Below are 20,501 nucleotides of genomic sequence, written 5' to 3' on the forward strand. Positions count from 1 at the left end.
TCATAAAAGAAATATTAGTTATGACAGGAGGCGAAACAGAATGTTTTGGACAATTATTGGTATTTTACTTTTAATTTGGATTGTAGGGTTTTTATTAGATTTCGCAGGCGGACTAATTCATATCTTGCTAGTTGTCGCTCTAATCGTATTCATCTACAAAATGATCCGAAGATAAGAAAAGCGGCTTTGGCCGCTTTTCTTATTTAAATAAATAGTAAGAGACTAACTGCCATTACGGCCATACCTGTAATTAATCCATAAATAGATTTATGGGTCTCATCATATTTCTTCGCTGCCGGAAGCAGTTCATCCAGTGATATAAAAACCATAATACCCGCGACAGCCGCAAAAATAATACCAAACATTAAATCATTCAAAAATGGCATTAAAAATAAAAAGGCGATTAAGGCACCTATTGGTTCTGCCAAACCGGACAAAAACGAAAGTCTAAATGCCCGTTTTTTATCCCCTGTAGCAAAATAAATGGGAACAGATACAGCGATTCCCTCTGGGATATTATGAATAGCAATCGCAACAGCAATCGCAAAGCCTAATGCCGGATCCTGAAGAGCAGCTGTAAATGTTGCAATCCCTTCAGGGAAATTGTGAATAGCAATCGCTAATGCAGTAAATGTCCCCATCTTTATTAATGCTGCATCACCTTTATGTGCATTTTTATCATTCATTTCTTCAACTTTTTTCAAATTATGAGGATTGCCATGAGAAGGAATAAATTTATCAATAAGGGCAATTAACAACATACCGCCAAAGAAACCTATCACTGTCAGCCATTGTCCTAATACATCCCCTTTTGCTGCTACTAATGCATCCTGTGCTTTGAAGAAGATTTCCACCATGGAGACATAAATCATTACACCAGCCGAGAAACCTAACGACCATGATAAGAACTTTGTATTTGTAGTGGATGTAAAAAAAGCTAGTAAACTGCCAACACCTGTTGCAAGCCCTGCCATTAATGTTAATCCAAACGCTATTAAAATACCATCTACTTCTGTCATAAGAGAATATACACCTCTTCCTGTGTAGTGAGATAACCAGTTAACGTAATATATGCAGTTTCAGTAAAAAGTTTCACATACGAAACATATTACCCCTCATCTAAAAATCCGTCAATCTTTTACAACATAATTCATCATTTTCTAATCATATACTAATAAGGAAGACACTCGTTTTTTCTAATAATTCCTGCACCTATTCCCAGGAGACGTGTAAAAAACGCTCATGTGATTATGAGCGTTTTTTCTAATCTCTGTATGAATACCAGTCAGCAATTGTGTCCAAGTCTTTTAATTCTAACTCTCTTATCACAAGATGCCGACCAACAAATTTACTTAGTATAGCTGTATCCAGTGTTGCCAGATGCTGTTTTTTGTGTAATATATGCTGTTTTTTCTGAAATGACTGCAAACGTTTATGTTTCACTAATACGGTGTCGCGACCTAGCAATCGATTTCGAATAAGAAGATTCTCACCTTCCAGTCGGTAGCCAATTGTCTTATATTGAAAATATCCAAGTATACCAGCTAAAACAACAGCAGCTAATGGAACAATTATCCATTCCCTGAAGAAAATGAAAACAGCTATTGTGGCAAGTAATGGAAAAATGGTATTTCGAAGTAAATAATATGGCAATGCACGTTTAGGCAACTTTGTCCATTTTTCCTGCGTGTATTCATATTCTGGTAAAAGTTTTGCCAGAAACTCTCTAGCTTGGTTCTTTTTTATAAGTGGATATAACAAGGTATGAGTTTCCGCATTTTGACCAATTTCCCCACTGGCAATTTCTACATACATTGTTGCATAGCCTAGTGGTTGGCGGATAATAGATTCTTTCATCCCAACTGCTTGAATTCTTTTTAGTGGAATGGTTGATTGTTTCTTCTCTAGTAAACCTCTTGTTATAAATAATTCTTTTTCATATCTTGTAATCGTAAAATCCCAATGCTGGATAATTGTAGCAAGTATGCCAAGACCCCACAGAATGATTAATGTAATAACAGCCAATATAATCAGGACTTGCAAAGCTTGTGAAAAAATCCAATCAGAAGCTTGAGTATAGAGATGATCAGGAATGAATGTTTCTAACTCTGAAAAAGCCAAGCCGAACAACCCTAAGATTATCCCAAATCCTCCTGAGGTCGAACCTGCGATAAACAATGCTTTAGGGGAGATTTTTTCATATGGATAGACTTTCTCTGTGACTGTTTGAGATTCCTCTTCTTCTGTATCCATATCCTGACTAATTATCTTCTTATTGTACTTTAATTGATCATGTACAATTTTCCCTTCTTCCATTGTTACCGCGTGAAGTGATGCATCAATTTTATGATCACTGCCAGCTGTTTCAATTTGTACCTTGGTCAGTCCGAAAATTCGATGAATGATATTCTGTGTCAAGTCGATTGACTGAATTCTATGTTTGGATATCGTTCTTTTCTTTCTTACTAAAATACCTTGTTCAATTCTAATCTGGTCTTCCTCTAACTGGTAGGTATAGCGGAACCATGATAATATACTGACAATGATAATGATGGCAGCAAAAATAACTGCACCAATAGCTATATAGAGCCATTCACCATTACCAAGCGCTAAAATGATGATTGGCAAAAAACTAAAAATTGATTTTCGAATAGTTTGAATGATGGAGAATACCACTGATACAGGATGTAATCGTTTTGGCTCAGACATCATCTTGCTCCACCCTCGCTAATTCTGAGATTTGGTCACGCAAATTCGCAGCTTCTTCTTCTAACAATGCTGGAATTTCGTGTTTCGTAGCTGCTGTAGATATTTGCAATGTGGAGAGGCGATATTTCTTTAATATCGGTCCTTGTTCTGTATCTACATGCTGAACTCTGATCATCGGCACAACCGTTCTCGTAACAATAATTATCCCATGCTGAATATATATTTCCTGATCATATATTTGATAACGCCAACGTTTCCAGCGTAAGTTAGGAATAACAAAAGCTGTGATTATCCATTCTATTACAGTAAATATTAGCAAACCGATACCAATCCAATAAGAGATGAAATCGAAATAATTGGAAGCAATAATTGCAGCAATTCCTAATACTAATGGAATAAGTGCAACTAGATGGGCGGTTAACTGCCAAGCTTTAATGGCATCTCCTGCTATTCTCTCAGATGGTTGTTCTCTCATCAAAAAACTCCTTCCTTTTACACCTTTTCTTTTTATACGAAAAACTCGAGAAAATGTTTCATTTATAAGAGAATTACTGTTTCTAATATTTTTATTTCGAACACCAGCATAACGAAAATTTTATTATATGCGAAAAAGAGGCTGAGACAACACTATCTTTCCGCGATAAAACCCGAACTTCAGCTAAAAGTTCGGGTTTTTGTTCATGTAAAAGGTTGGTTCATATGTCGCTCATCTCTTGGTTATGGCATCGTTCGTATCTTGGGGTAACATTATTAGTTATTTAAGAACTTATAAGTAAAATGAAGTATATCCATTGTTTCTACATTCGGTTTTTAGATTTATTTGCTGTTATTCGCCAAGCGATGAATTAGTACAGCGTTATAGGCACCACCAAAGCCGTTGTCTATATTCACTACACTAATCCCAGAAGCACAAGAGTTTAACATTGTTAATAATGCTGATAATCCTTGGAAATTCGCTCCATACCCTACACTTGTTGGTACAGCAATAATTGGATGTGATACAAGTCCCCCTACAACACTTGGCAGTGCGCCTTCCATACCTGCAATAACAACAGAAACAGTCGCTTGCCTGATCTCATCAATATGGGCGAAAAGACGATGGATGCCAGCTACTCCTACATCGTAAAACCTTCTGACCTCTATTCCATACGCTTCAGCAGTCAATGCGGCTTCTTCGGCAACAGCTAAATCCGATGTCCCTGCACAGACTATTGCAATATACCCTTTCGAACTAACTGTATCCTTTGTGTTCTTCATAAAAAGAAGATTAGCAATCTCATGATACTGGAATTCTGGCAATTCTCGACGAATCTCTTCCACTTTTTCTTTATTTACTCTGGTTACCAAAATGTCTTCTTTTTTTGTAATCATTGCCCGGGAAATATCGATAATTTGTGTCGAAGTTTTCCCTTCTCCAAAAATAACTTCAGGAGAGCCCTGACGTTTTTTTCGGTGGTGATCTACTTTGGCAAAACCAAGATTTTCAAATGTCGCCAGCTGTTCTTTGGCTTCTTCTGCACTCATTTCACCTAATGCTACTTGTTTTAATATCTCTTCTAACATTTCGTCACAACCTAATTTAGAAATATTTTTCAATATCTTTTGCTATTTGTTGATAGCGAGCAAAAATCTTTTGATATTCTTCGTGATTCTCCATATTCGGCTGAATCACTTGGTCAATTGGTATATTTTCTTTAATTTGCTCAAAGGAAGCTACTTTGTTGATCGCAACAAGTGCTGTCCATCCTGCCCCCCATGCAGCGCCATGATGAGTATCTGCTAACTGAATTTCTTTTCCAAAAACATCCGCCATTATCTGGACCCATAATGGTGATTTCGATAACCCGCCATTAACAGAGATAGTTGTTGGCTTACCTGCAATTGCTTCTAAAGATTGTCCAATTTGATAGAGATTAAATACAATTCCTTCAAGAACAGCTCTTACAAGGTGTGGTCTGCGATGGGTAATATTTAAGCCATAAAAATTTCCACGTGCTTTTTGATTCCATACTGGTGCACGCTCACCATTTACATAAGGTACAAACAGCAGGCCAGCTGAACCTATTGATGCATGCTCTGCACCGCTGAGAAATTCTTCATGGGTACCTGTGAATTCCATGATATCTTTTAACCATTGTAAAGCAATCCCGCCATTGTTTGTCGGACCGCCAATGATTGATGTATTTTCTGTAAATGCGTAACTGAATGTTTCACCATTTTCATTAACATGCTGCCCTTCAATCAGTTGTCTAATGGCACCACTGGTCCCCACCGACACAGCAACTTCTCCTGGTTTGATTGCGCCATTCCCTAAATTGGCAAGTTGCCCGTCAGCAGCACCAATTACTAAGTTTACGCCAGTCGGCCATTTCATTTCAGCAGCTAATTCTGGTTTCAGACCATCCATAATAAATGTTGGGGCAACGATTTCAGAAAGCTGCTCATTTTTCACTCCAGCTAAATGTAAAACTTCTTCATCCCAGTTTAATGACTTTATATTCATTAAACCTGTTGCTGAAGCCATTGAATAGTCAATTACTCGTTTTCCATACCATTTGTAAATAAAGTACTCCTTCATAGACATGAAATAATCTGCCTTTTGATAGGCTTCATAATTCTTCTCCTTCATCCACATTAACTTTAGTAATGGAGACATTGGGTGAATTGGTGTGCCAGTTTTGGAATAGATGCTTCTTTTTAAATCTTCATCCATATTTTCAACTAATTCACTGCTTCTACCATCAGACCATATCAGCATATTGGATAATGCCTCACCGTTTCCGTCAACACAGATCAGGGAGTGCATGGCGCAAGATATACCGATTGACAGTACTTTTTCGTTCTTCGTTTTCTTAAATATATCTGTAAGTACTTCACGTGTATGTTTTTCAATTATATCAGGGTTTTGTTCCACATAAGAATCTTCAGGATAAATAGTTTCAATTAATTGTTCTGCTTCTTCCATCACATTACCCTTCAAGTCAAATGCAACTGCTTTAACACTTGTTGTGCCTAAGTCTAACCCTATTACTAATTCCCTCATTCCAATTCCCTCCATTGTAAATACGCAAATGAATCTTTACAACTATATTAACACGAAAAGCTTTGGAATGATCCAAAGCTTTTCAACAGTTTAGGCTTTTTTTAGTGCTTGATTCATACTACCGCTTTTATATCCAACAAGATCCATCGTCACAAACTTATATCCATAACTTTGTAAAGTCTCTGTTACTCTTTGATGATTAGCAAGTAACAATTCCATATCTTGTGGTTCAACTTCAATTCTGGCAATATCACCATGAGTTCTCACACGGACTTGACGTAACCCAATTTTTTTTAAGAATGCTTCCGAACGATCTACCTTGGTTAATTTTGCTTGTGTTATTTTTTCACCGTACGCAATTCTGGAGGATAAGCAAGCAAATGATGGTTTATCCCATGTTGGTAAATCCATTTCCTTCGATAATTCCCTAATCTCATCTTTAAACAGATCCGCTTCCTGAAGCGGTCCGCGTACCCCTTGTTCTTTTGCTGCTTTCATCCCTGGTCTGAATTCATTCATATCATCAGCAATCACACCGTACACAATATTAGTAAATCCTTTTTCCTGCATTATCGGTACTAAATGATCGAATAAACTGTTTTTGCAAAAATAGCAGCGATTTAAGTTGTTTTCTGTATAGCCAGGGATGGCTAATTCACTCGTTTCGATTACTTGGTGTCTGGCACCAATATGTTCTGCAAGCTTTCTGGCTTCTTCTAACTCACTTGTTGGATATGTCTCTGAATCAGCCGTTACAGCCAATACATTTTCAACACCTAGTGTGTCTACCGCAACTTTTAATAAGAAAGTACTGTCAACACCACCTGAAAAGGCAACAACAACTTTCCTCATATCTTGGAGAATAGAAGTCAATGTTTCGTATTTTCTCTTACTATCCATTCTATCTCCTCCTTACTTTTCTTTCTGTAATTCCCATTATATAGTCATCGAACCAAAACCGCCATCAACTCTGATAAATGTTCCAGTCACAAAACCGCTCGCTTTATCTGACGCTAAATAAACAGCCGCACCTTGCAATTCTTCTGGTTCACCGAATCGATTCATTGGTGTATGGTTCATAATAGAATTAACACGTTCTTCGCTTAAGATCTTGCGGTTTTGCTCTGCCGGGAAGAAGCCGGGGATGATTGCATTAACGCGAATATTGTTTGGCGCAAATTCACGCGCTAAGTATTGAGTCACACTATTCATAGCAGCCTTGGATGTTGAATATGTGAATACTTTTGATAAAGGCGTAGTGGATGAAACGGATGAAATATTAATAATACTTCCTCCACGATCCTGTTCCACCATTTTTTTGGCAAAAATTTGAGTAGCAAAAACGATTCCTTTTAAGTTGACATCCATTATTTTATCCCATTCTTCTGTTGCTAAATCCAGGAATGGAGTTGTACTGTTCATACCAGGTGCATTCAACAGAATATCCCAGCCGCCTGACCATGCTTCAATTTCAGAAGCAACTTTCTCTACTGTAGATAAATCACTAACATCTGCCTGAAATGCTTTTGCTTGTCCTCCATCCTTATTAATCTCTTGTGCCACTTCATTTGCTGTGTCAAGATTACGACCTACTATGGCCACTTTAGCACCATGCTCTGCTAAACCTTTTGCAATCGAAGCTCCTAACGTACTGTTTCCCCCTAGTGCTACTGCTACTTTCCCTGTTAAATCAAATAATTTACTCATATACTTTTCCCCTCTCTAATTAGACTAAATCTCCATCTCCATTAAAGTTAAAATCATACAATTCAGAGATCTTTGTTAAGTTCTCATTATTTTCAACATCTGCTAACATATTCTCTGACACTTCAATCTCGCCGATCTCCAAAGTGTTTTTAATTCTTACAATTCTTACTTTAGTAAAATCCAGAATATTGCATGTTTTAATTGCTGCTTGAATAGCGGCTTTATCAGAAGGCATAGCTGTAGAAATATGTGTCGGTCCTACAACCGTTGATGTTAAACCATTCGCATATGTTGTGGTAGTATCCATCTTGTCAACTAATTTTTGTGTAGTAAAATCCGCAGTTCCTACACCATTCGCATTTCCTTCTGTTTCTTCCGTTAAATCTAATACAATCATTTTGCTTACTTCAGGACCGCCATACGCATATGGCGTTGGATAACGCCCGGTAATATTAGGATCCATTCCGTCCCCGCTAATATTTTTTCCGATCTCATCTATAACCAAAACATCAATTTGATCAAAGAACAGCTTAGGTAAAGTGGCTTTTGATAACTTTTGTAAATCCGGCTCTCTCTCTTCGATCTCTTCAGGTAATAACACTTCAACTTTTGCTATCTTATCAAATGCATTTTCTACAGTCGCAACTGCAAACATAATTGGCATTTTATCAATAATAATCTTCGCCATTGCAGGAACATGTTCTGCCATATGTTTAAAGCCTAATTGGTGACAAGCTTCTGCTCCTTTTTGCTTTCCAAGACCAATGCTGATCATTTTCATAATGCCACTCTCAACAGGTCCTCGGAATGCTGTATGTGGTTTTACTCGATTTATTACAACAATACCATCAGCTTCTGAAGCAATCTTATCAACATATACAGGTAAACCGTTTTCAAGTTGGTCGATTTGAATTACTTCCATTGAGGAGCGAATCTCTGCACCAACTACTTCTTCTTTCACACCCAGATGTTCTAATACAGCTTTCTGCCCAGGTCCTGTAGCACCGCCGTGACTTCCCATACATGGAACAATAAATGGCTTCGCACCATGCTTTTTCAAAAAGTCAATGGTTACTTTCGTCAACTCGACTAACCGGTCCAACCCTCTTGATCCAACTGCTACAGCAACTTCCATTCCCGGTTTAATCTGACTTTCTAAGTTTTTATGATCAAACTGCTTATTCAATTCTTTACTTAAATCATTAATTTGCTTATTATCAAAACTCTGCTTCACCTTGACCATTTTGGGAATAGGTATATCTTGAACTAGCTCATCCAGTATACTCATTAGTTTCACTCCTCCACTAAATCTATAAAATAGTATAGCATTAATTTGTTTATCGCTCAAATTAATCATTTCAGAAAAAGATACGTGATAAATATATTACTATTGTTACTGTTATCATACTAAAAACAGTGGAAAATAATACAGTTTGCGCTGCAAAATCTGGATGACTTTTATATTCCTCTGCAATAACTGCACTATTAACTGATGTAGGCATTGCTGAAGCAATAAATAATGCTTGAGCCATTATACCGTCTAATTGGAATATCCAAATAATAATTAAAGCAACGGCAGGGCCGCCAATTAACCGTATAAGGATACTGATATAAACAGAAATCAAGCCTTTTTTGAATTCCAGCTTTGCCACCTGTGCCCCTAAAGTCAATAGAGCCAGCGCTATCATGGCATCAGCGATATAATTAGCAGATACCCATACAGGATCAGGAACTTTTATATTCCATGCATTTAATAAAACACCTGCTAACATAGCATATAATACTGGCATTTTAAAGTAACCGAGTGCTGCCTGAAGTTTCCCCTCATTCCCTGCTCTTAATGTAAATATACCGTAAGAAAATAAAAAGATATTTTGCAAAGTTAACATAATTACCTGAATGGACATTGCAAAAGGATCGCTCTTAAATACCAGGTCATTCACTGGCACCCCATAATTCCCCGAGTTAAAAAACATCACACTGTTTGCAAACGTATTCCGTTTACTGCCGGTAATCTGCATGATTTTCGCAATGATAAATGCTATTACATACAAGAGTATAACAAGTAAGATGAAGAAGCCAAGTACCTTCATAAATAATTCCAACCCAAATGTCGCTTCATATAACCTAACAAATATAAAGCCAGGTACAACAAAATATATATTTAATTTTGCTAAGGTGGATACATCTAATCTAAATTTCTTGTATAAAACATATCCTATTGCCATTAGTAAAAAAACGGGGAGTATAATATCTTTGAAGATGATTAAGAACTCTGACATAACAGCCTCCCTTCTCATAAAAAAAGAGAATAACAACGTTGTTATAAATATATTAGCATACTAATTATAAAAAGAAAATACTAATCTTCCTATAAGTTTAACTCGACAATATTTGCATAGATCTGCTCATAGAATATAACCTTTTATGCAATATGCCGTATATACAATTACATGTTATGGCAATACTAACAAATAATTAACATCTTCTATTAACAAATTATTATGCTATGGTAATACAATCAGTTATTTGTTATACTGATTAAAAAGATTGCAGTTTTAATTTGTTTTATAAACAAATAAATAATGTTTTTTTGGGGGTTGTTATGTTAACGGGTGATGGAGCGTATATAAAAAAAATAAATCGTCAATACATATTAAACGTAATTTTTGAAAAATCGAAAATTTCACGTGCAAACTTAGCAAAAGTTACTGGTTTAAATAAAGCCACTATCTCTGTTCAAGTAAATGACCTTCTTCATGATGAGTTAATATATGAAACGAGAGAAGAGCACAACGCAGTCGGTAGAAGGCCTATTATGCTTTCCATCAATGAAAGCGCTGCATTTTTTCTTGGGATAGATTTGGACTATAACCAGATTTTATTTAATATTACAAATCTTAAAGGAGATACTGTTAAATATGAGAAGGTTGATTTGCAGACAGATATATATGAGGACATTGTTAATATAGTTGCTAATAGGATTAAGCGGTATGAACAAGAATTCAGTCATGCTAAGTTTGGCTTGGCCCAAACCTGTATTGCCATCCATGGAACGGTATCCAATGATGAAATGATTCATTTTATACCAAGTTATCAATGGAGGGATAAAAATCTTAAACATGATTTAAATACTAGAGGGATTAAAAATATCAGAATTGAAAACAATGCAAATTTAGCAGTATATGCTGAAAAGGTGTTTCACTATCATAATAGTGATAATATCATGCTGCTTAATCTTGCCTCAGGAATAGGGGCGGGAATTATCATAAATGGAGAATTGCACCGGGGCTTTCATGGGTATGCTGGAGAGATGGGCCATATGATTGTATATCCGAAAGGGAAACCATGTCGCTGCGGAAATGAAGGGTGTTGGGAAAGATACGCTTCGGAACCTGCTTTTTTCGAATGTGCTAATCGTATATTAGACAGGAGAGTAGATACCCATTCAGATGTAAAAAGGTTAATCGATAAGGAAAATCCTCAAATTATGACTGCACTGCAGTCATGGATTACGGATATTTCAATAGGTATCAATAATATTATTAATCTTTATAATCCCGAAATGATTGTGTTGAATAGTCCAATATTAAAGTCTTATAATGGTTCTTTGGAGGAAATTAACAAACAACTAACTTCCTCTGTTTCCTATTTCCGGGAGATTGTAATTTCAGGGTTAGGAGCAAAATCGGCAGTTGTCGGTGCTTGTGCTTTTGGTATTCAGAAATTCCTTGATTTACCGAGTTTATCATTATCGGACACTAATAACAGTATAAGTGCATAATAAAAGAGGCCGGGACATAACTAATAATGTTAACCCAAAATACGAACGATACTATAATCAAGAGATGAACGCACATACTAAGCGCAGTAAAACACAGAGACTCCTGCGGGAATATCATCAGCTGAAAATCCCGCAGAAAAAGCGGTTTTTGCTTTTTTGAGGAAGTAGAAGCGATGCCCGCGGCAAAGAAAACACTAGGAAAGCGGTTTGTGCTTGAGTAGATGTTGCACTTGTGCCCTGTGGTGAAAGCGAAGTGTTTTGACGGAGCGACATATGAGCTAACTTTTTACATGAACAAAAACCCGAACTTTTAGTTTAAAGTTCGGGTTTTATCGCCATAAAATAGTTTTGTCGCAGTCTCTTTTTATTTCTGTTTATTATTTCATCCACTCTGTGTGGAAGACGCCTTCTTTGTCTTTTCTTTGATACGTATGCGCTCCGAAATAGTCACGTTGGGCCTGAATTAGATTTGCCGGAAGGTTTTCGGAACGGTAACTGTCATAATAAGCAATTGCACTAGCAAATGTTGGTACAGCAATACCATTTGCAATTGCTACAGATACTACTTCACGAAGTGCTGACTGGTAACCTTCCACAATCTCTTTAAAGTATGGATCCAGCATTAAATTGGCAAGTTTAGGATCATGATCATAAGCTTCTTTGATTTTTTGCAGGAAGTGTGCTCTAATGATACATCCGCCACGCCAGATCATCGCAATTTCGCCATAGTTTAAATCCCAGCCATTTTCTTCAGAAGCTTGACGCATCTGGGCAAAACCTTGCGCATATGAAGTAATCTTACTCATATATAATGCTTTTCGAACGGACTCAATAAGTGCTTTTTTGTCACCATTATACTGAATAGACGGTCCGCTTAATTGTTTACTTGCTGCAACTCGCTCTTCTTTTAATGCCGAAATGAAACGAGCAAATACTGATTCAGTAATTAATGGTAAGGGAACACCTAGATCAAGAGCATTCTTGCTTGTCCATTTACCAGTACCTTTTTGACCAGCAGTATCTAAGATCACATCAACTAATGGTTTGCCAGTCTCATCGTCTTTCTTCGTAAAAATGTCAGCAGTGATCTCAATTAGATAACTGTCTAATTCGCCTTTATTCCACTCTGTAAATACTTCGTGCAGTTCATCAGTAGTTAATCCTGCTACATTTTGCAAGATATAGTAAGCTTCAGCTATTAATTGCATATCGCCATACTCGATTCCATTATGTACCATTTTAACAAAGTGTCCTGCACCATTTGGTCCAATATATGTTACACATGGATCTCCATCCACTTTTGCAGAAATTGCTTCAAGGATTGGAGCAACTAAGTCATAGGCTTCTTTTTGACCTCCAGGCATGATCGAAGGTCCTTTCAACGCGCCTTCTTCTCCACCTGATACACCTGTTCCAATAAAGTGAATACCAGTATCATCCAATTCCTTATTCCGGCGAATGGTGTCAGTAAATAGCGTATTCCCTCCATCAATGATGATATCACCTTTTTCAAGATATGGTTTTAATGATTCGATCGTTGCATCAGTTGCTGGTCCAGCTTTGACCATCAGCAATATTTTACGAGGAGTTTCTAATGATTGAACAAACTCTTCAATTGTTTTCGCTCCTGTAAAATTCTTTCCACTTGCTTCATTCTGTAAAAACGCTTCCGTTTTGTCATAGGATCTGTTAAAAACAGCTACTGAATATCCTCTGCTTTCAATATTCATCGCTAAGTTCTTCCCCATTACGGCAAGGCCTATTACACCTACTTGTTGTTTTGCCAAGTCCTTCATCCTCCTTGTATTTGCATTTGAGTTTGTTTGGTAAACAAATTATATTTTCTATACTAATCTTTTTCTGGATTATTTTCAAGTAGTATAATGAAAAACCGGGCAGATGCTTGCCCGGTTATCAGTCCATTTAGTATCTATATTTTCACCTTGCTTGTTTTCCTAACCAAGTATATAAATGCTCAGTCTGATAGGCAGGTGTCCAGGAATCATGACCTACTCCCGGATAAATGGTTAAATGGACATTATTATTACATTTTTTTAAATATTCTATTAATTGCACAGTTTCATCCATCGGAACAACTTCATCTCTGTCTCCATGGAAAGCCCAAACCGGCATATCTTTCAGTACATCCATACTGCTCCATAAATTCTCTGGTGCTACTAATTGTTTAAATTCTGATCGTCTATGTTCCGGCAACAATACAGAACCGCAAACTGGCACTAATGCTGCGAATAAATGAGGGTGCTTTAGTGCGAGATTCCATGCACCAATACCTCCCATACTAAGCCCTGTCAAATATATTCGGTTTGTATCTACTGAGTAGTCCATCACTATCTTCTTTAACAATGCAACAAGTCCATCCAATGCTTCGGTCCAATAAGAACCATCTTGACATTGCGGTGCCACAACAATAAATGGAAAGTCATCTTTATCATCTATAAATTTTAGGATCCCTATATTTTTTACCAATTCAAGGTCAGTACCTCTTTCACCTGCTCCATGTAAAAAGAAAATTAATGGCAGTTTTTGTTCTTCTGATTTTCTTGGCTGGTCAGGAATGTGTAAAAGATAGGGAAAATAAAAATGATCCTGTCTAAATTCCTTCTGAAGTTGCAAGATGTTTCACCTCGCTAAGAGTATTTAATAATTGTATTATATCAATTAATTGCAGAAACAGAACTTCTCAGTTACATTTCTGCCATTTGACTTATGACAGTCTGTCATCTATCATTAAATATATGACACAGTGTCACTTATAGGAGAGGGGTCCGTAACTCATGCAAATTAATCCGACTAACATCGATTTCAAACAAATCAGAACAGAGTTAATGAGATTTATGATGGCTTATGAATTTGCCTTGGAAGAAATAAATACAAAGATTAATATATTGAAACAGGAATTTGAATATGTACATGATTATAATCCGATTGAACATGTAAAATCACGTGTGAAATCACCTGAAAGCATTATTAACAAAGTGAAAAAGAAGAAACTTACATTAAACATTCCGTCTATTCAAGAAAATATTAGAGATATAGCTGGAATTCGCATAACCTGCTCGTTCGTAAATGATATTTATAAAATAGCCCAGATGTTAGAAAAACAAAAAGACATTACTGTTATTGAGAAAAAAGATTATATCCAAAATCCGAAGCCTAATGGTTACAAAAGTCTCCATTTAATCATTCAAATACCGATCTTTATGTCAGACCGTGTGGAAAATATATATACGGAAATCCAGATTCGTACTATTGCAATGGATTTCTGGGCAAGTCTGGAACATAAAATCTATTATAAATATAATAAGGAAATTCCTGCACACTTGAGAAAGGAATTAAAAGATGCCGCTGTTTCTGCCAATCAATTAGATGAGAAGATGGAAAGAATTCACCGTGAGATTAATGTATTAAAAGAAGCAGATGGTCAAACATTGACAAATGAAGAAGCCTTTCCGTTTCCGGCAGATCTTATCCTGCCTTTATTAAATGATTCAGATCATGGAAAGGAGTAAGTGACCGAATTGCCAAAGACTACATTTTTCAATTTACCTTCAGGGAAGAAACATACTCTGATAGAAGCATTGCAAAAAGAGTTTTCGCACGTACCTTTAACAGATGCGTCAATTAGCAATATTATTCAATATGCAAATATACCGAGAGGCAGCTTTTATCAGTACTTTCATAATAAAGAAGATGCATTTTATTATCTGTTTGATCAACATATCAGTATTACTATTGAGACTTTTTTATGGATATTGAAGAAGCATGATGGTAACCTTTTTGAAGCAATGGTTGATTTTTTTCAAGTCATCATTTCTGATGAAGAAAACTACCGCTTCTTTAAAAATGTGCTATTAAATATGAATCACCGCATGGAAGATTCATTCACAAATATTTTTACGGATGAGAAAAAGAAAGGCCATTTTGATCAGATCACTAAAATTGTTGACTTCAAACAATTAAAATCAGCAGCTCAAAATGAATTTAGTCAATTAATGAAATTATTATCAACCATTACGGTTCATGCGATGACTCAAAAATATGCCAAGGATCTGCCATTAGAGCTGGCATTAAAAAATTACCGTGCACAGCTTGAATTAGTCAAAAATGGGGTAATTGAACGAAGGTAAGGTTGGCGAATTAAAATGATGGCCTCCCCCTTAACAGGAGGAGACCAATCTTCAAATCTTCCATTTATCGCGTAGTAATAATCGGTCCATTTTTCGTAAGGATAAGTGTATGCTCAACTTGTGCTACAAGACTTTGTTCTGTTGCAATGGTCCATCCGTCTTCATCCTGAAATACCTCTTCTTCTAATGAAGAAATAAATGGTTCAAATGCAATAACCATTCCTTCTTTTAGAACCTCATCATCCCAAGTATTTTTGAAGTTATAAATATGGTCTGGTGCTTCATGGATTTTTCTCCCTATCCCGTGCCCTGTCAAGTTTTTAATAACTGTTAGTCCATTTTGCTTTGCCGTTTCATGTACTGCATGACCTATGTCACTTATTTTTGATCCTGGATTAGCATGTTTCAGACCTTCATCGAATGCTTTCTGTGCCACTTCACACAGTTTGTGTTGTAATGCAGTACCTGTTCCTGCGACAAAAGAAATTCCTGTATCAGCGAAATAACCATTTTTAGATGCAGAAACGTCTATATTAACCAAATCACCATCTTCAATAACCCGATCACCTGGAATGCCATGTGCTACTTCTTCATTTACACTGATACAAGTAAATCCTGGAAAATCATATTCTCCCTTTGGCGCAGATAGTGCCTCATTTTGCTCAAAGAGCTCTTTAGCGATTAGATCAAGTTCTTTTGTAGTAATTCCCGGAACAGTTCTTTGTACCATTTCATCTCTTATCAGTGCTACTATCTTTCCTATTTCCTTTAAACCTTTAATGTCTTCTTCCGTTTTTGCAATCATTGTAAACCTTCCTCTGCATATTCTTTTTCTTTATTCATTTATTATCTACCATCTTGCTAAAATATTCAATTAAGTCAAAAAAGTAATGAGAACCTCTATTTGCTCATATGCTGTAATACAGTTCCATACGAGGAGGGCAATAATGAGAATTAGTGTAAGACAAGGGGATTCATTATGGTATTACAGTCAATTATTTAATGTTCCATTATCACTGATTATTGCATCTAACCCATCTGTATCACCTGCTCAGCTTTATATTGGACAGCAGCTTGATATTCCTGGGTATGTTACTCAATCCTATACAATACAAGCAAATGATACACTTTGGACTATTGCGCAAAATACTAACATTCCTGTAGATAGCTTATTTTTACTGAATCCAGCTGTTCAAGCTTCTTATCTTCAAATCGGGCAACAAATACTTATACCTGTACGAGTTACCAATCTCATCGTCACAGATATCAATCAGTATACATATGAAAAAATGATCAAGGATATTAATCAACTTATTTCCATCTATCCATTTATCCGCAGGAGGTCTATTGGAAATTCCGTCTTAAATAAAGATCTTGTCGAATTAGAAATAGGGAATGGGCAGAGTATTCGTAACATAAATGGATCTTTTCATGCTAATGAGTGGATTACAACACCTGTTATCATGCGGTTTATTAATCAATATGCACTGGCACTAACTAACTACCAGCCAATCAGAGGACTTAATCTTCTCCCTTTTTTTGATACAGTACGGTTATCTTTCGTTCCAATGGTGAATCCAGATGGTGTAAACCTTGTATTAAATGGTGCAGAAGCTGCCGGTAATTTACGCGAGAATGTTTTACAAATAAATGGGCAAAATGCTGATTTCAGTAATTGGAAAGCTAATATCAATGGAGTTGATCTCAATAATCAATATCCAGCATTATGGGAGACAGAAGCTGCTAGAAAACCAACTTCTCCAAGTCCAAGAGATTTTCCGGGATACCAGCCATTAACAGAGCCAGAAGCAATTGCAATGGCTCAACTCGCCGGAGAGAGGAATTTTGATATAATGAATGCCTTTCACACCCAGGGAGAAGTGATTTTTTGGGGTTTTGAAGGATTAGAACCACCTGAATCTGAGACGATCGTAAATGAATATCAGCGAGTTAGCGGCTATTTGCCTGTACAGTATGTTGATAGCTATGCGGGATATAAAGACTGGTTTATTCAACAGTTCCGAAAACCAGGTTTTACCGTGGAATTAGGTGAAGGAACTAACCCATTACCTATTGGCCAATTTAATGAAATCTATGAAGAAACGTTAGGAATCATGTTAGCTACTTTATATTTATAAGATAAGACTTTGTGATAATAAGAAAAAAGCAGATAAATAGAGAAAATCTATTTACCTGCTTCTATTCTATCCATTTAATCACATCATGTAATGGTCTTCTTTTTTTGGCAGCTGGTTCTGCTTCACGGTAACCAAATGCAGCCATGACTGAAATGGAGAATGAATCATCCTCTAACAGTCCCTCTTCTCTCAAAAATTCGTTCATTTCCCTGATCGAAAATCCTTCAATCGGACATGAATCAATCCCGATTTGCGCGGCGGCTGTCATCGTATTAGCTAAGGCTATATACGTTTGCTTACTTGCCCAATCAGATATTCTTCTTTCATCAGTTAGTTCAAAATCACTTTTTTGGAAGTTTTCAATCATGGATAGTAAACCTTCTACTCGATCACCGGGATATTCGTGAATAGTTAGAAAATGATCTTTTAAGTAATCAGCGTCATACTTTAAGTCCTTTTGCGTTCTGGATAAATAGATAACAAAATGACTTGCATCCATTATTTTTCCTTTGGCACCCCAGGAGATATCTTTTATCTTACGACGGAGTGTTTCATTTTGTACTATGAGAAAACGCCATGGTTCAATCCCAAAAGAGCTGGGTGACAGGTATCCTGCTTCTAAAATAAAGCGAAAGTCATTTGTAGAGATCTTTTGGTTCGGGTCAAATTTTTTAGTAGCATGTCGAAAATGAAAAGCTTCAACTATCTCGCTCTTTTTTTGCTTCTTATCCATATTTCCACCTCCAAATAATCACACTTTCATTATACATCGGCATTCTGGGATGAACTATTAATTTGCTTTCCATCTCATAATGATCTCGATGTGTCTAGTATGGAGATTGGATAGGATACTCTCGCTTATCTGAGTTTGTATCCTTTTTATGGTAATTTATTTCCTGCTGCCCGATATAATTCGTACCATTCTTCCCGTGTTAAAGTAACTTCTGATGCTTTGGCTATATCCTTCAACCGCTCGACATTCATTGTCCCGACAACCGGCTGGATACGCGCCGGATGACGCAGGATCCATGCAATAGCAATCGCTGATTTTGTTACACCTTTTGTTACAGCATATTCAGCTAATTTTTGGTTTAGGTCAGGAAATTGATCATTATCAACAAAAACACCCTCAAAGAATCCATGTTGAAACGGTGACCATGCCTGGATAGTCATATCATGAACTCTACTGTAGTCCAGGATACTCCCGTCTCGAACGATAGCTGGTTCATGCAGCATATTGACATTTAGACCAGCATCAATCATCGGTGTAAACATCATACTTAACTGTAATTGATTCGCAATTAAATCTTGATCAACATATTTTTTCAATAGTTCTACTTGCATCGGGTTATGATTACTTACACCAAAATGTCGCACCTTACCGTCACGTTTTAATTGGTTAAATGCTTCAGCAACCTCTTCCGGCTCCACAAGTGTATCTGGTCTATGAAGTAATAATACATCTATATACTCTGTTTTCAGACGTTTCAAGCTTCCTTCAACCGAATCAATAATATGTTCTTTTGAAAAATCAAAGAAGCCTTTTCGTATCCCGCATTTTGTTTGAATAACCATTTTTTCTCGTACTGCAGGAGTCATATTTATTGCATCTGCAAATATTTCTTCAGACTTCCCACCACCATAAATATCTGCATGGTCGAAAAAATCAATGCCAAGTTCCAGCGCATTTTCAATCACTTTGTTAGCTTCCAGAGTAGACAATTGATCGATTCGCATACAACCAAGCGAAATTTCACTTGCAAGTAAACCACTTTTCCCTAGCTCTAATTTTTTCATTGTTGTCACCTCTACTCTAAAATTTAGACTCATTTTATCATAAATGATTATTGTAAGCGATTAATCAGTTCTGTAATCCTAATGTTTTTCTATTGCTTGATAAACGATTTTATAAAAAAACAACCATTCTTCCTTTTGGGTTTAAGGAAGATGGTCGTTTTGATTTATTCACCCATTGCCAGATATAGAGCGCCTTTTACCCCAGCTTCATCTGTAAGTCCTGGCGGCACAATATATCGGTCTATTTCGTTTTCTGTTAGATATGGCGAACTTACATAACCATTGAGCATCTTTAAGACATTCTTTCTTATTAATGGGAACAATTGCTGCTGTTTCATCACACCGCCACCCATAATAATTCTTTCAGGTGACAAAATATAAATATAATTAGTCAAAGCCTGCGCTAAGTAATATGCTTCCATTTCCCAGACTTTCTGGTCTTCAGCGAGTTCATGACCTTTTTTGCCCCATCGTTTTTCCAGTGACGGCCCTGCAGCAATCCCCTCCAGACAGTCTTTATGGTATGGACATGTGCCTTCATATGTATCTTCTGGATGTCGTCTTACTTTTATGTGACCCATTTCTGAATGGGAAAGTCCTTTTAATGTTTTTCCTTGGAAGTAAGCACCCGCACCAATACCTGTTCCTACGGTAATATATAAGCAGCTGTTTACATCTGTTGCATTTCCCCACTTAGACTCTGACATTGCAGCAACATTCACATCCGTGTCAATGATAATTGGGACACCGAGCTCTTGCTTCAAAGTGTCGCCCAAAGGATAGTCTATCCAATCGGTTTTCGGAGTTTTCTGCAATTGGCCATATGTCTCACTATTTTCATTAATATCGATTGGGCCAAATCCTCCTAAACCAAGCTTTTCAATGCCTTTGCCTTTAAAAAAATCCAGGATCTTGGGCACCGTAATCTCTGGATGTTCGGTTGGAATTACCACTTTTTCCAGTATCTCGCCTTGATCATTTCCAACTCCCAGAACGAATTTCGTTCCACCAGCTTCTATTGCACCTAACTTCAATTCTATGACCTCCTCTTATGGATAAAGCGTATTCTTTTATTGTAGCATAATTCAGATTTTACTAACTAAAAAACAGTTAATTGGGCAAATTACTATAAAGTGAGATTTTGATTCCCTACTACTTAAAAAGGAGAGCTTTGT

The 20,501-nt window shown here is 36.7% G+C and carries 20 protein-coding genes; 5 read left to right on the forward strand and 15 right to left on the reverse strand.

Features of this window, described 5'->3' with window-relative positions; all coding sequences use genetic code 11:
• Positions 1 to 40: 40 nt before the first annotated feature.
• Positions 41 to 175, forward strand: a complete 135-nt coding sequence (locus F9U64_RS16340; RefSeq protein ID WP_153405982.1) for a lmo0937 family membrane protein — start codon at positions 41 to 43, stop codon at positions 173 to 175.
• A gap of 28 nt (positions 176 to 203) precedes the next feature.
• Here the strand turns inward: F9U64_RS16340 and zupT are convergent, their stop codons facing one another.
• The 9 genes from zupT to F9U64_RS16385 form a co-directional block, all read right to left on the reverse strand.
• On the reverse strand, positions 204 to 1,019 hold the full coding sequence (gene zupT, locus F9U64_RS16345; RefSeq protein WP_153405983.1) for a zinc transporter ZupT: 816 nt from the start codon (positions 1,017 to 1,019) through the stop codon (positions 204 to 206).
• Positions 1,020 to 1,263: 244 nt separating this feature from the next.
• Positions 1,264 to 2,709, reverse strand: coding sequence for a PH domain-containing protein (locus tag F9U64_RS16350; RefSeq protein ID WP_228275766.1), 1,446 nt, complete (start codon positions 2,707 to 2,709; stop codon positions 1,264 to 1,266).
• A complete protein-coding gene (locus F9U64_RS16355) occupies positions 2,702 to 3,184 on the reverse strand; it encodes a PH domain-containing protein (RefSeq protein ID WP_153405985.1) in 483 nt (160 codons plus the stop codon). The genes F9U64_RS16350 and F9U64_RS16355 overlap by 8 nt, the downstream gene beginning before the upstream one ends.
• Positions 3,185 to 3,525: 341 nt before the next feature.
• The gene (gene larB, locus F9U64_RS16360) at positions 3,526 to 4,272 is read right to left on the reverse strand and encodes a nickel pincer cofactor biosynthesis protein LarB (RefSeq protein WP_153405986.1); all 747 of its coding nucleotides are present in this window, start codon (positions 4,270 to 4,272) and stop codon (positions 3,526 to 3,528) included.
• A gap of 16 nt (positions 4,273 to 4,288) precedes the next feature.
• Positions 4,289 to 5,752, reverse strand: coding sequence for a gluconokinase (locus F9U64_RS16365; protein ID WP_153405987.1), 1,464 nt, complete (start codon positions 5,750 to 5,752; stop codon positions 4,289 to 4,291).
• A 90-nt stretch (positions 5,753 to 5,842) separates the two neighbouring features.
• Complete coding sequence (larE, locus tag F9U64_RS16370; protein WP_153405988.1) at positions 5,843 to 6,652, reverse strand: ATP-dependent sacrificial sulfur transferase LarE; 810 nt, start codon at positions 6,650 to 6,652, stop codon at positions 5,843 to 5,845.
• A gap of 36 nt (positions 6,653 to 6,688) precedes the next feature.
• On the reverse strand, positions 6,689 to 7,459 hold the full coding sequence (locus F9U64_RS16375) for a glucose 1-dehydrogenase (RefSeq protein WP_153405989.1): 771 nt from the start codon (positions 7,457 to 7,459) through the stop codon (positions 6,689 to 6,691).
• Between the two features lie 19 nt (positions 7,460 to 7,478).
• On the reverse strand, positions 7,479 to 8,747 hold the full coding sequence (locus F9U64_RS16380) for a nickel pincer cofactor-dependent isomerase, group 22 (protein WP_153405990.1): 1,269 nt from the start codon (positions 8,745 to 8,747) through the stop codon (positions 7,479 to 7,481).
• Between the two features lie 70 nt (positions 8,748 to 8,817).
• Positions 8,818 to 9,741, reverse strand: coding sequence for an AEC family transporter (locus F9U64_RS16385; protein ID WP_153405991.1), 924 nt, complete (start codon positions 9,739 to 9,741; stop codon positions 8,818 to 8,820).
• A 281-nt stretch (positions 9,742 to 10,022) separates the two neighbouring features.
• Between F9U64_RS16385 and F9U64_RS16390 the strand changes: the two genes are divergently transcribed.
• A complete protein-coding gene (locus F9U64_RS16390; RefSeq protein WP_228275767.1) occupies positions 10,023 to 11,243 on the forward strand; it encodes an ROK family transcriptional regulator in 1,221 nt (406 codons plus the stop codon).
• A 377-nt stretch (positions 11,244 to 11,620) separates the two neighbouring features.
• On the opposite strand, the gene gndA is transcribed toward F9U64_RS16390, so the two are convergent.
• A complete protein-coding gene (gene gndA, locus F9U64_RS16395) occupies positions 11,621 to 13,030 on the reverse strand; it encodes an NADP-dependent phosphogluconate dehydrogenase (RefSeq protein WP_153405992.1) in 1,410 nt (469 codons plus the stop codon).
• Positions 13,031 to 13,181: 151 nt separating this feature from the next.
• Positions 13,182 to 13,877 (reverse strand): carboxylesterase family protein, encoded by a 696-nt coding sequence (locus tag F9U64_RS16400; RefSeq protein WP_228275768.1) that lies wholly within the window; start codon positions 13,875 to 13,877, stop codon positions 13,182 to 13,184.
• A 161-nt stretch (positions 13,878 to 14,038) separates the two neighbouring features.
• On the opposite strand from F9U64_RS16400, the gene F9U64_RS16405 reads away from it, so the two are divergent.
• Together F9U64_RS16405 and F9U64_RS16410 are read left to right on the forward strand one after the other, a co-directional pair.
• Complete coding sequence (locus F9U64_RS16405) at positions 14,039 to 14,773, forward strand: GTP pyrophosphokinase (RefSeq protein WP_153405994.1); 735 nt, start codon at positions 14,039 to 14,041, stop codon at positions 14,771 to 14,773.
• A 9-nt stretch (positions 14,774 to 14,782) separates the two neighbouring features.
• Positions 14,783 to 15,391, forward strand: a complete 609-nt coding sequence (locus tag F9U64_RS16410) for a TetR/AcrR family transcriptional regulator (protein WP_194287414.1) — start codon at positions 14,783 to 14,785, stop codon at positions 15,389 to 15,391.
• 64 nt (positions 15,392 to 15,455) lie between these two features.
• Here F9U64_RS16410 and map read toward each other — a convergent pair whose 3' ends face one another.
• Positions 15,456 to 16,196 carry a type I methionyl aminopeptidase gene (map, locus tag F9U64_RS16415; protein ID WP_153405996.1) on the reverse strand — a complete coding sequence of 247 codons (741 nt, stop codon included), beginning with the start codon at positions 16,194 to 16,196 and terminating at the stop codon, positions 15,456 to 15,458.
• Between the two features lie 142 nt (positions 16,197 to 16,338).
• Between map and F9U64_RS16420 the strand changes: the two genes are divergently transcribed.
• Positions 16,339 to 17,529: a M14 family metallopeptidase gene (locus tag F9U64_RS16420; RefSeq protein ID WP_153405997.1), complete on the forward strand. Its 1,191-nt coding sequence runs from the start codon at positions 16,339 to 16,341 to the stop codon at positions 17,527 to 17,529.
• Between the two features lie 61 nt (positions 17,530 to 17,590).
• Here F9U64_RS16420 and F9U64_RS16425 read toward each other — a convergent pair whose 3' ends face one another.
• The 3 genes from F9U64_RS16425 to F9U64_RS16435 form a co-directional block, all read right to left on the reverse strand.
• The gene (locus F9U64_RS16425) at positions 17,591 to 18,262 is read right to left on the reverse strand and encodes an NAD(P)H-dependent oxidoreductase (RefSeq protein ID WP_153405998.1); all 672 of its coding nucleotides are present in this window, start codon (positions 18,260 to 18,262) and stop codon (positions 17,591 to 17,593) included.
• A 146-nt stretch (positions 18,263 to 18,408) separates the two neighbouring features.
• Positions 18,409 to 19,326: an aldo/keto reductase gene (locus F9U64_RS16430; protein ID WP_153405999.1), complete on the reverse strand. Its 918-nt coding sequence runs from the start codon at positions 19,324 to 19,326 to the stop codon at positions 18,409 to 18,411.
• 164 nt (positions 19,327 to 19,490) lie between these two features.
• On the reverse strand, positions 19,491 to 20,360 hold the full coding sequence (locus F9U64_RS16435) for an ROK family protein (protein WP_153406000.1): 870 nt from the start codon (positions 20,358 to 20,360) through the stop codon (positions 19,491 to 19,493).
• Positions 20,361 to 20,501: the final 141 nt, after the last annotated feature.

Origin of the sequence: Gracilibacillus oryzae (assembly GCF_009498735.1) — a bacterium.
Lineage (GTDB): Bacteria > Bacillota > Bacilli > Bacillales > Amphibacillaceae > Gracilibacillus > Gracilibacillus oryzae.

Bases quoted from the DNA above. Each gene is read 5' to 3' on its own strand.
- F9U64_RS16340 (WP_153405982.1), top strand. From the start codon at position 41: ATGTTTTGGACAATTATTGGTATTTTACTTTTAATTTGGATTGTAGGG.
- zupT (WP_153405983.1), bottom strand. From the start codon at position 1,019: ATGACAGAAGTAGATGGTATTTTAATAGCGTTTGGATTAACATTAATG.
- F9U64_RS16350 (WP_228275766.1), bottom strand. From the start codon at position 2,709: ATGTCTGAGCCAAAACGATTACATCCTGTATCAGTGGTATTCTCCATC.
- F9U64_RS16355 (WP_153405985.1), bottom strand. From the start codon at position 3,184: ATGAGAGAACAACCATCTGAGAGAATAGCAGGAGATGCCATTAAAGCT.
- larB (WP_153405986.1), bottom strand. From the start codon at position 4,272: ATGTTAGAAGAGATATTAAAACAAGTAGCATTAGGTGAAATGAGTGCA.
- F9U64_RS16365 (WP_153405987.1), bottom strand. From the start codon at position 5,752: ATGAGGGAATTAGTAATAGGGTTAGACTTAGGCACAACAAGTGTTAAA.
- larE (WP_153405988.1), bottom strand. From the start codon at position 6,652: ATGGATAGTAAGAGAAAATACGAAACATTGACTTCTATTCTCCAAGAT.
- F9U64_RS16375 (WP_153405989.1), bottom strand. From the start codon at position 7,459: ATGAGTAAATTATTTGATTTAACAGGGAAAGTAGCAGTAGCACTAGGG.
- F9U64_RS16380 (WP_153405990.1), bottom strand. From the start codon at position 8,747: ATGAGTATACTGGATGAGCTAGTTCAAGATATACCTATTCCCAAAATG.
- F9U64_RS16385 (WP_153405991.1), bottom strand. From the start codon at position 9,741: ATGTCAGAGTTCTTAATCATCTTCAAAGATATTATACTCCCCGTTTTT.
- F9U64_RS16405 (WP_153405994.1), top strand. From the start codon at position 14,039: ATGCAAATTAATCCGACTAACATCGATTTCAAACAAATCAGAACAGAG.
- map (WP_153405996.1), bottom strand. From the start codon at position 16,196: ATGATTGCAAAAACGGAAGAAGACATTAAAGGTTTAAAGGAAATAGGA.
- F9U64_RS16420 (WP_153405997.1), top strand. From the start codon at position 16,339: ATGAGAATTAGTGTAAGACAAGGGGATTCATTATGGTATTACAGTCAA.
- F9U64_RS16425 (WP_153405998.1), bottom strand. From the start codon at position 18,262: ATGGATAAGAAGCAAAAAAAGAGCGAGATAGTTGAAGCTTTTCATTTT.
- F9U64_RS16430 (WP_153405999.1), bottom strand. From the start codon at position 19,326: ATGAAAAAATTAGAGCTAGGGAAAAGTGGTTTACTTGCAAGTGAAATT.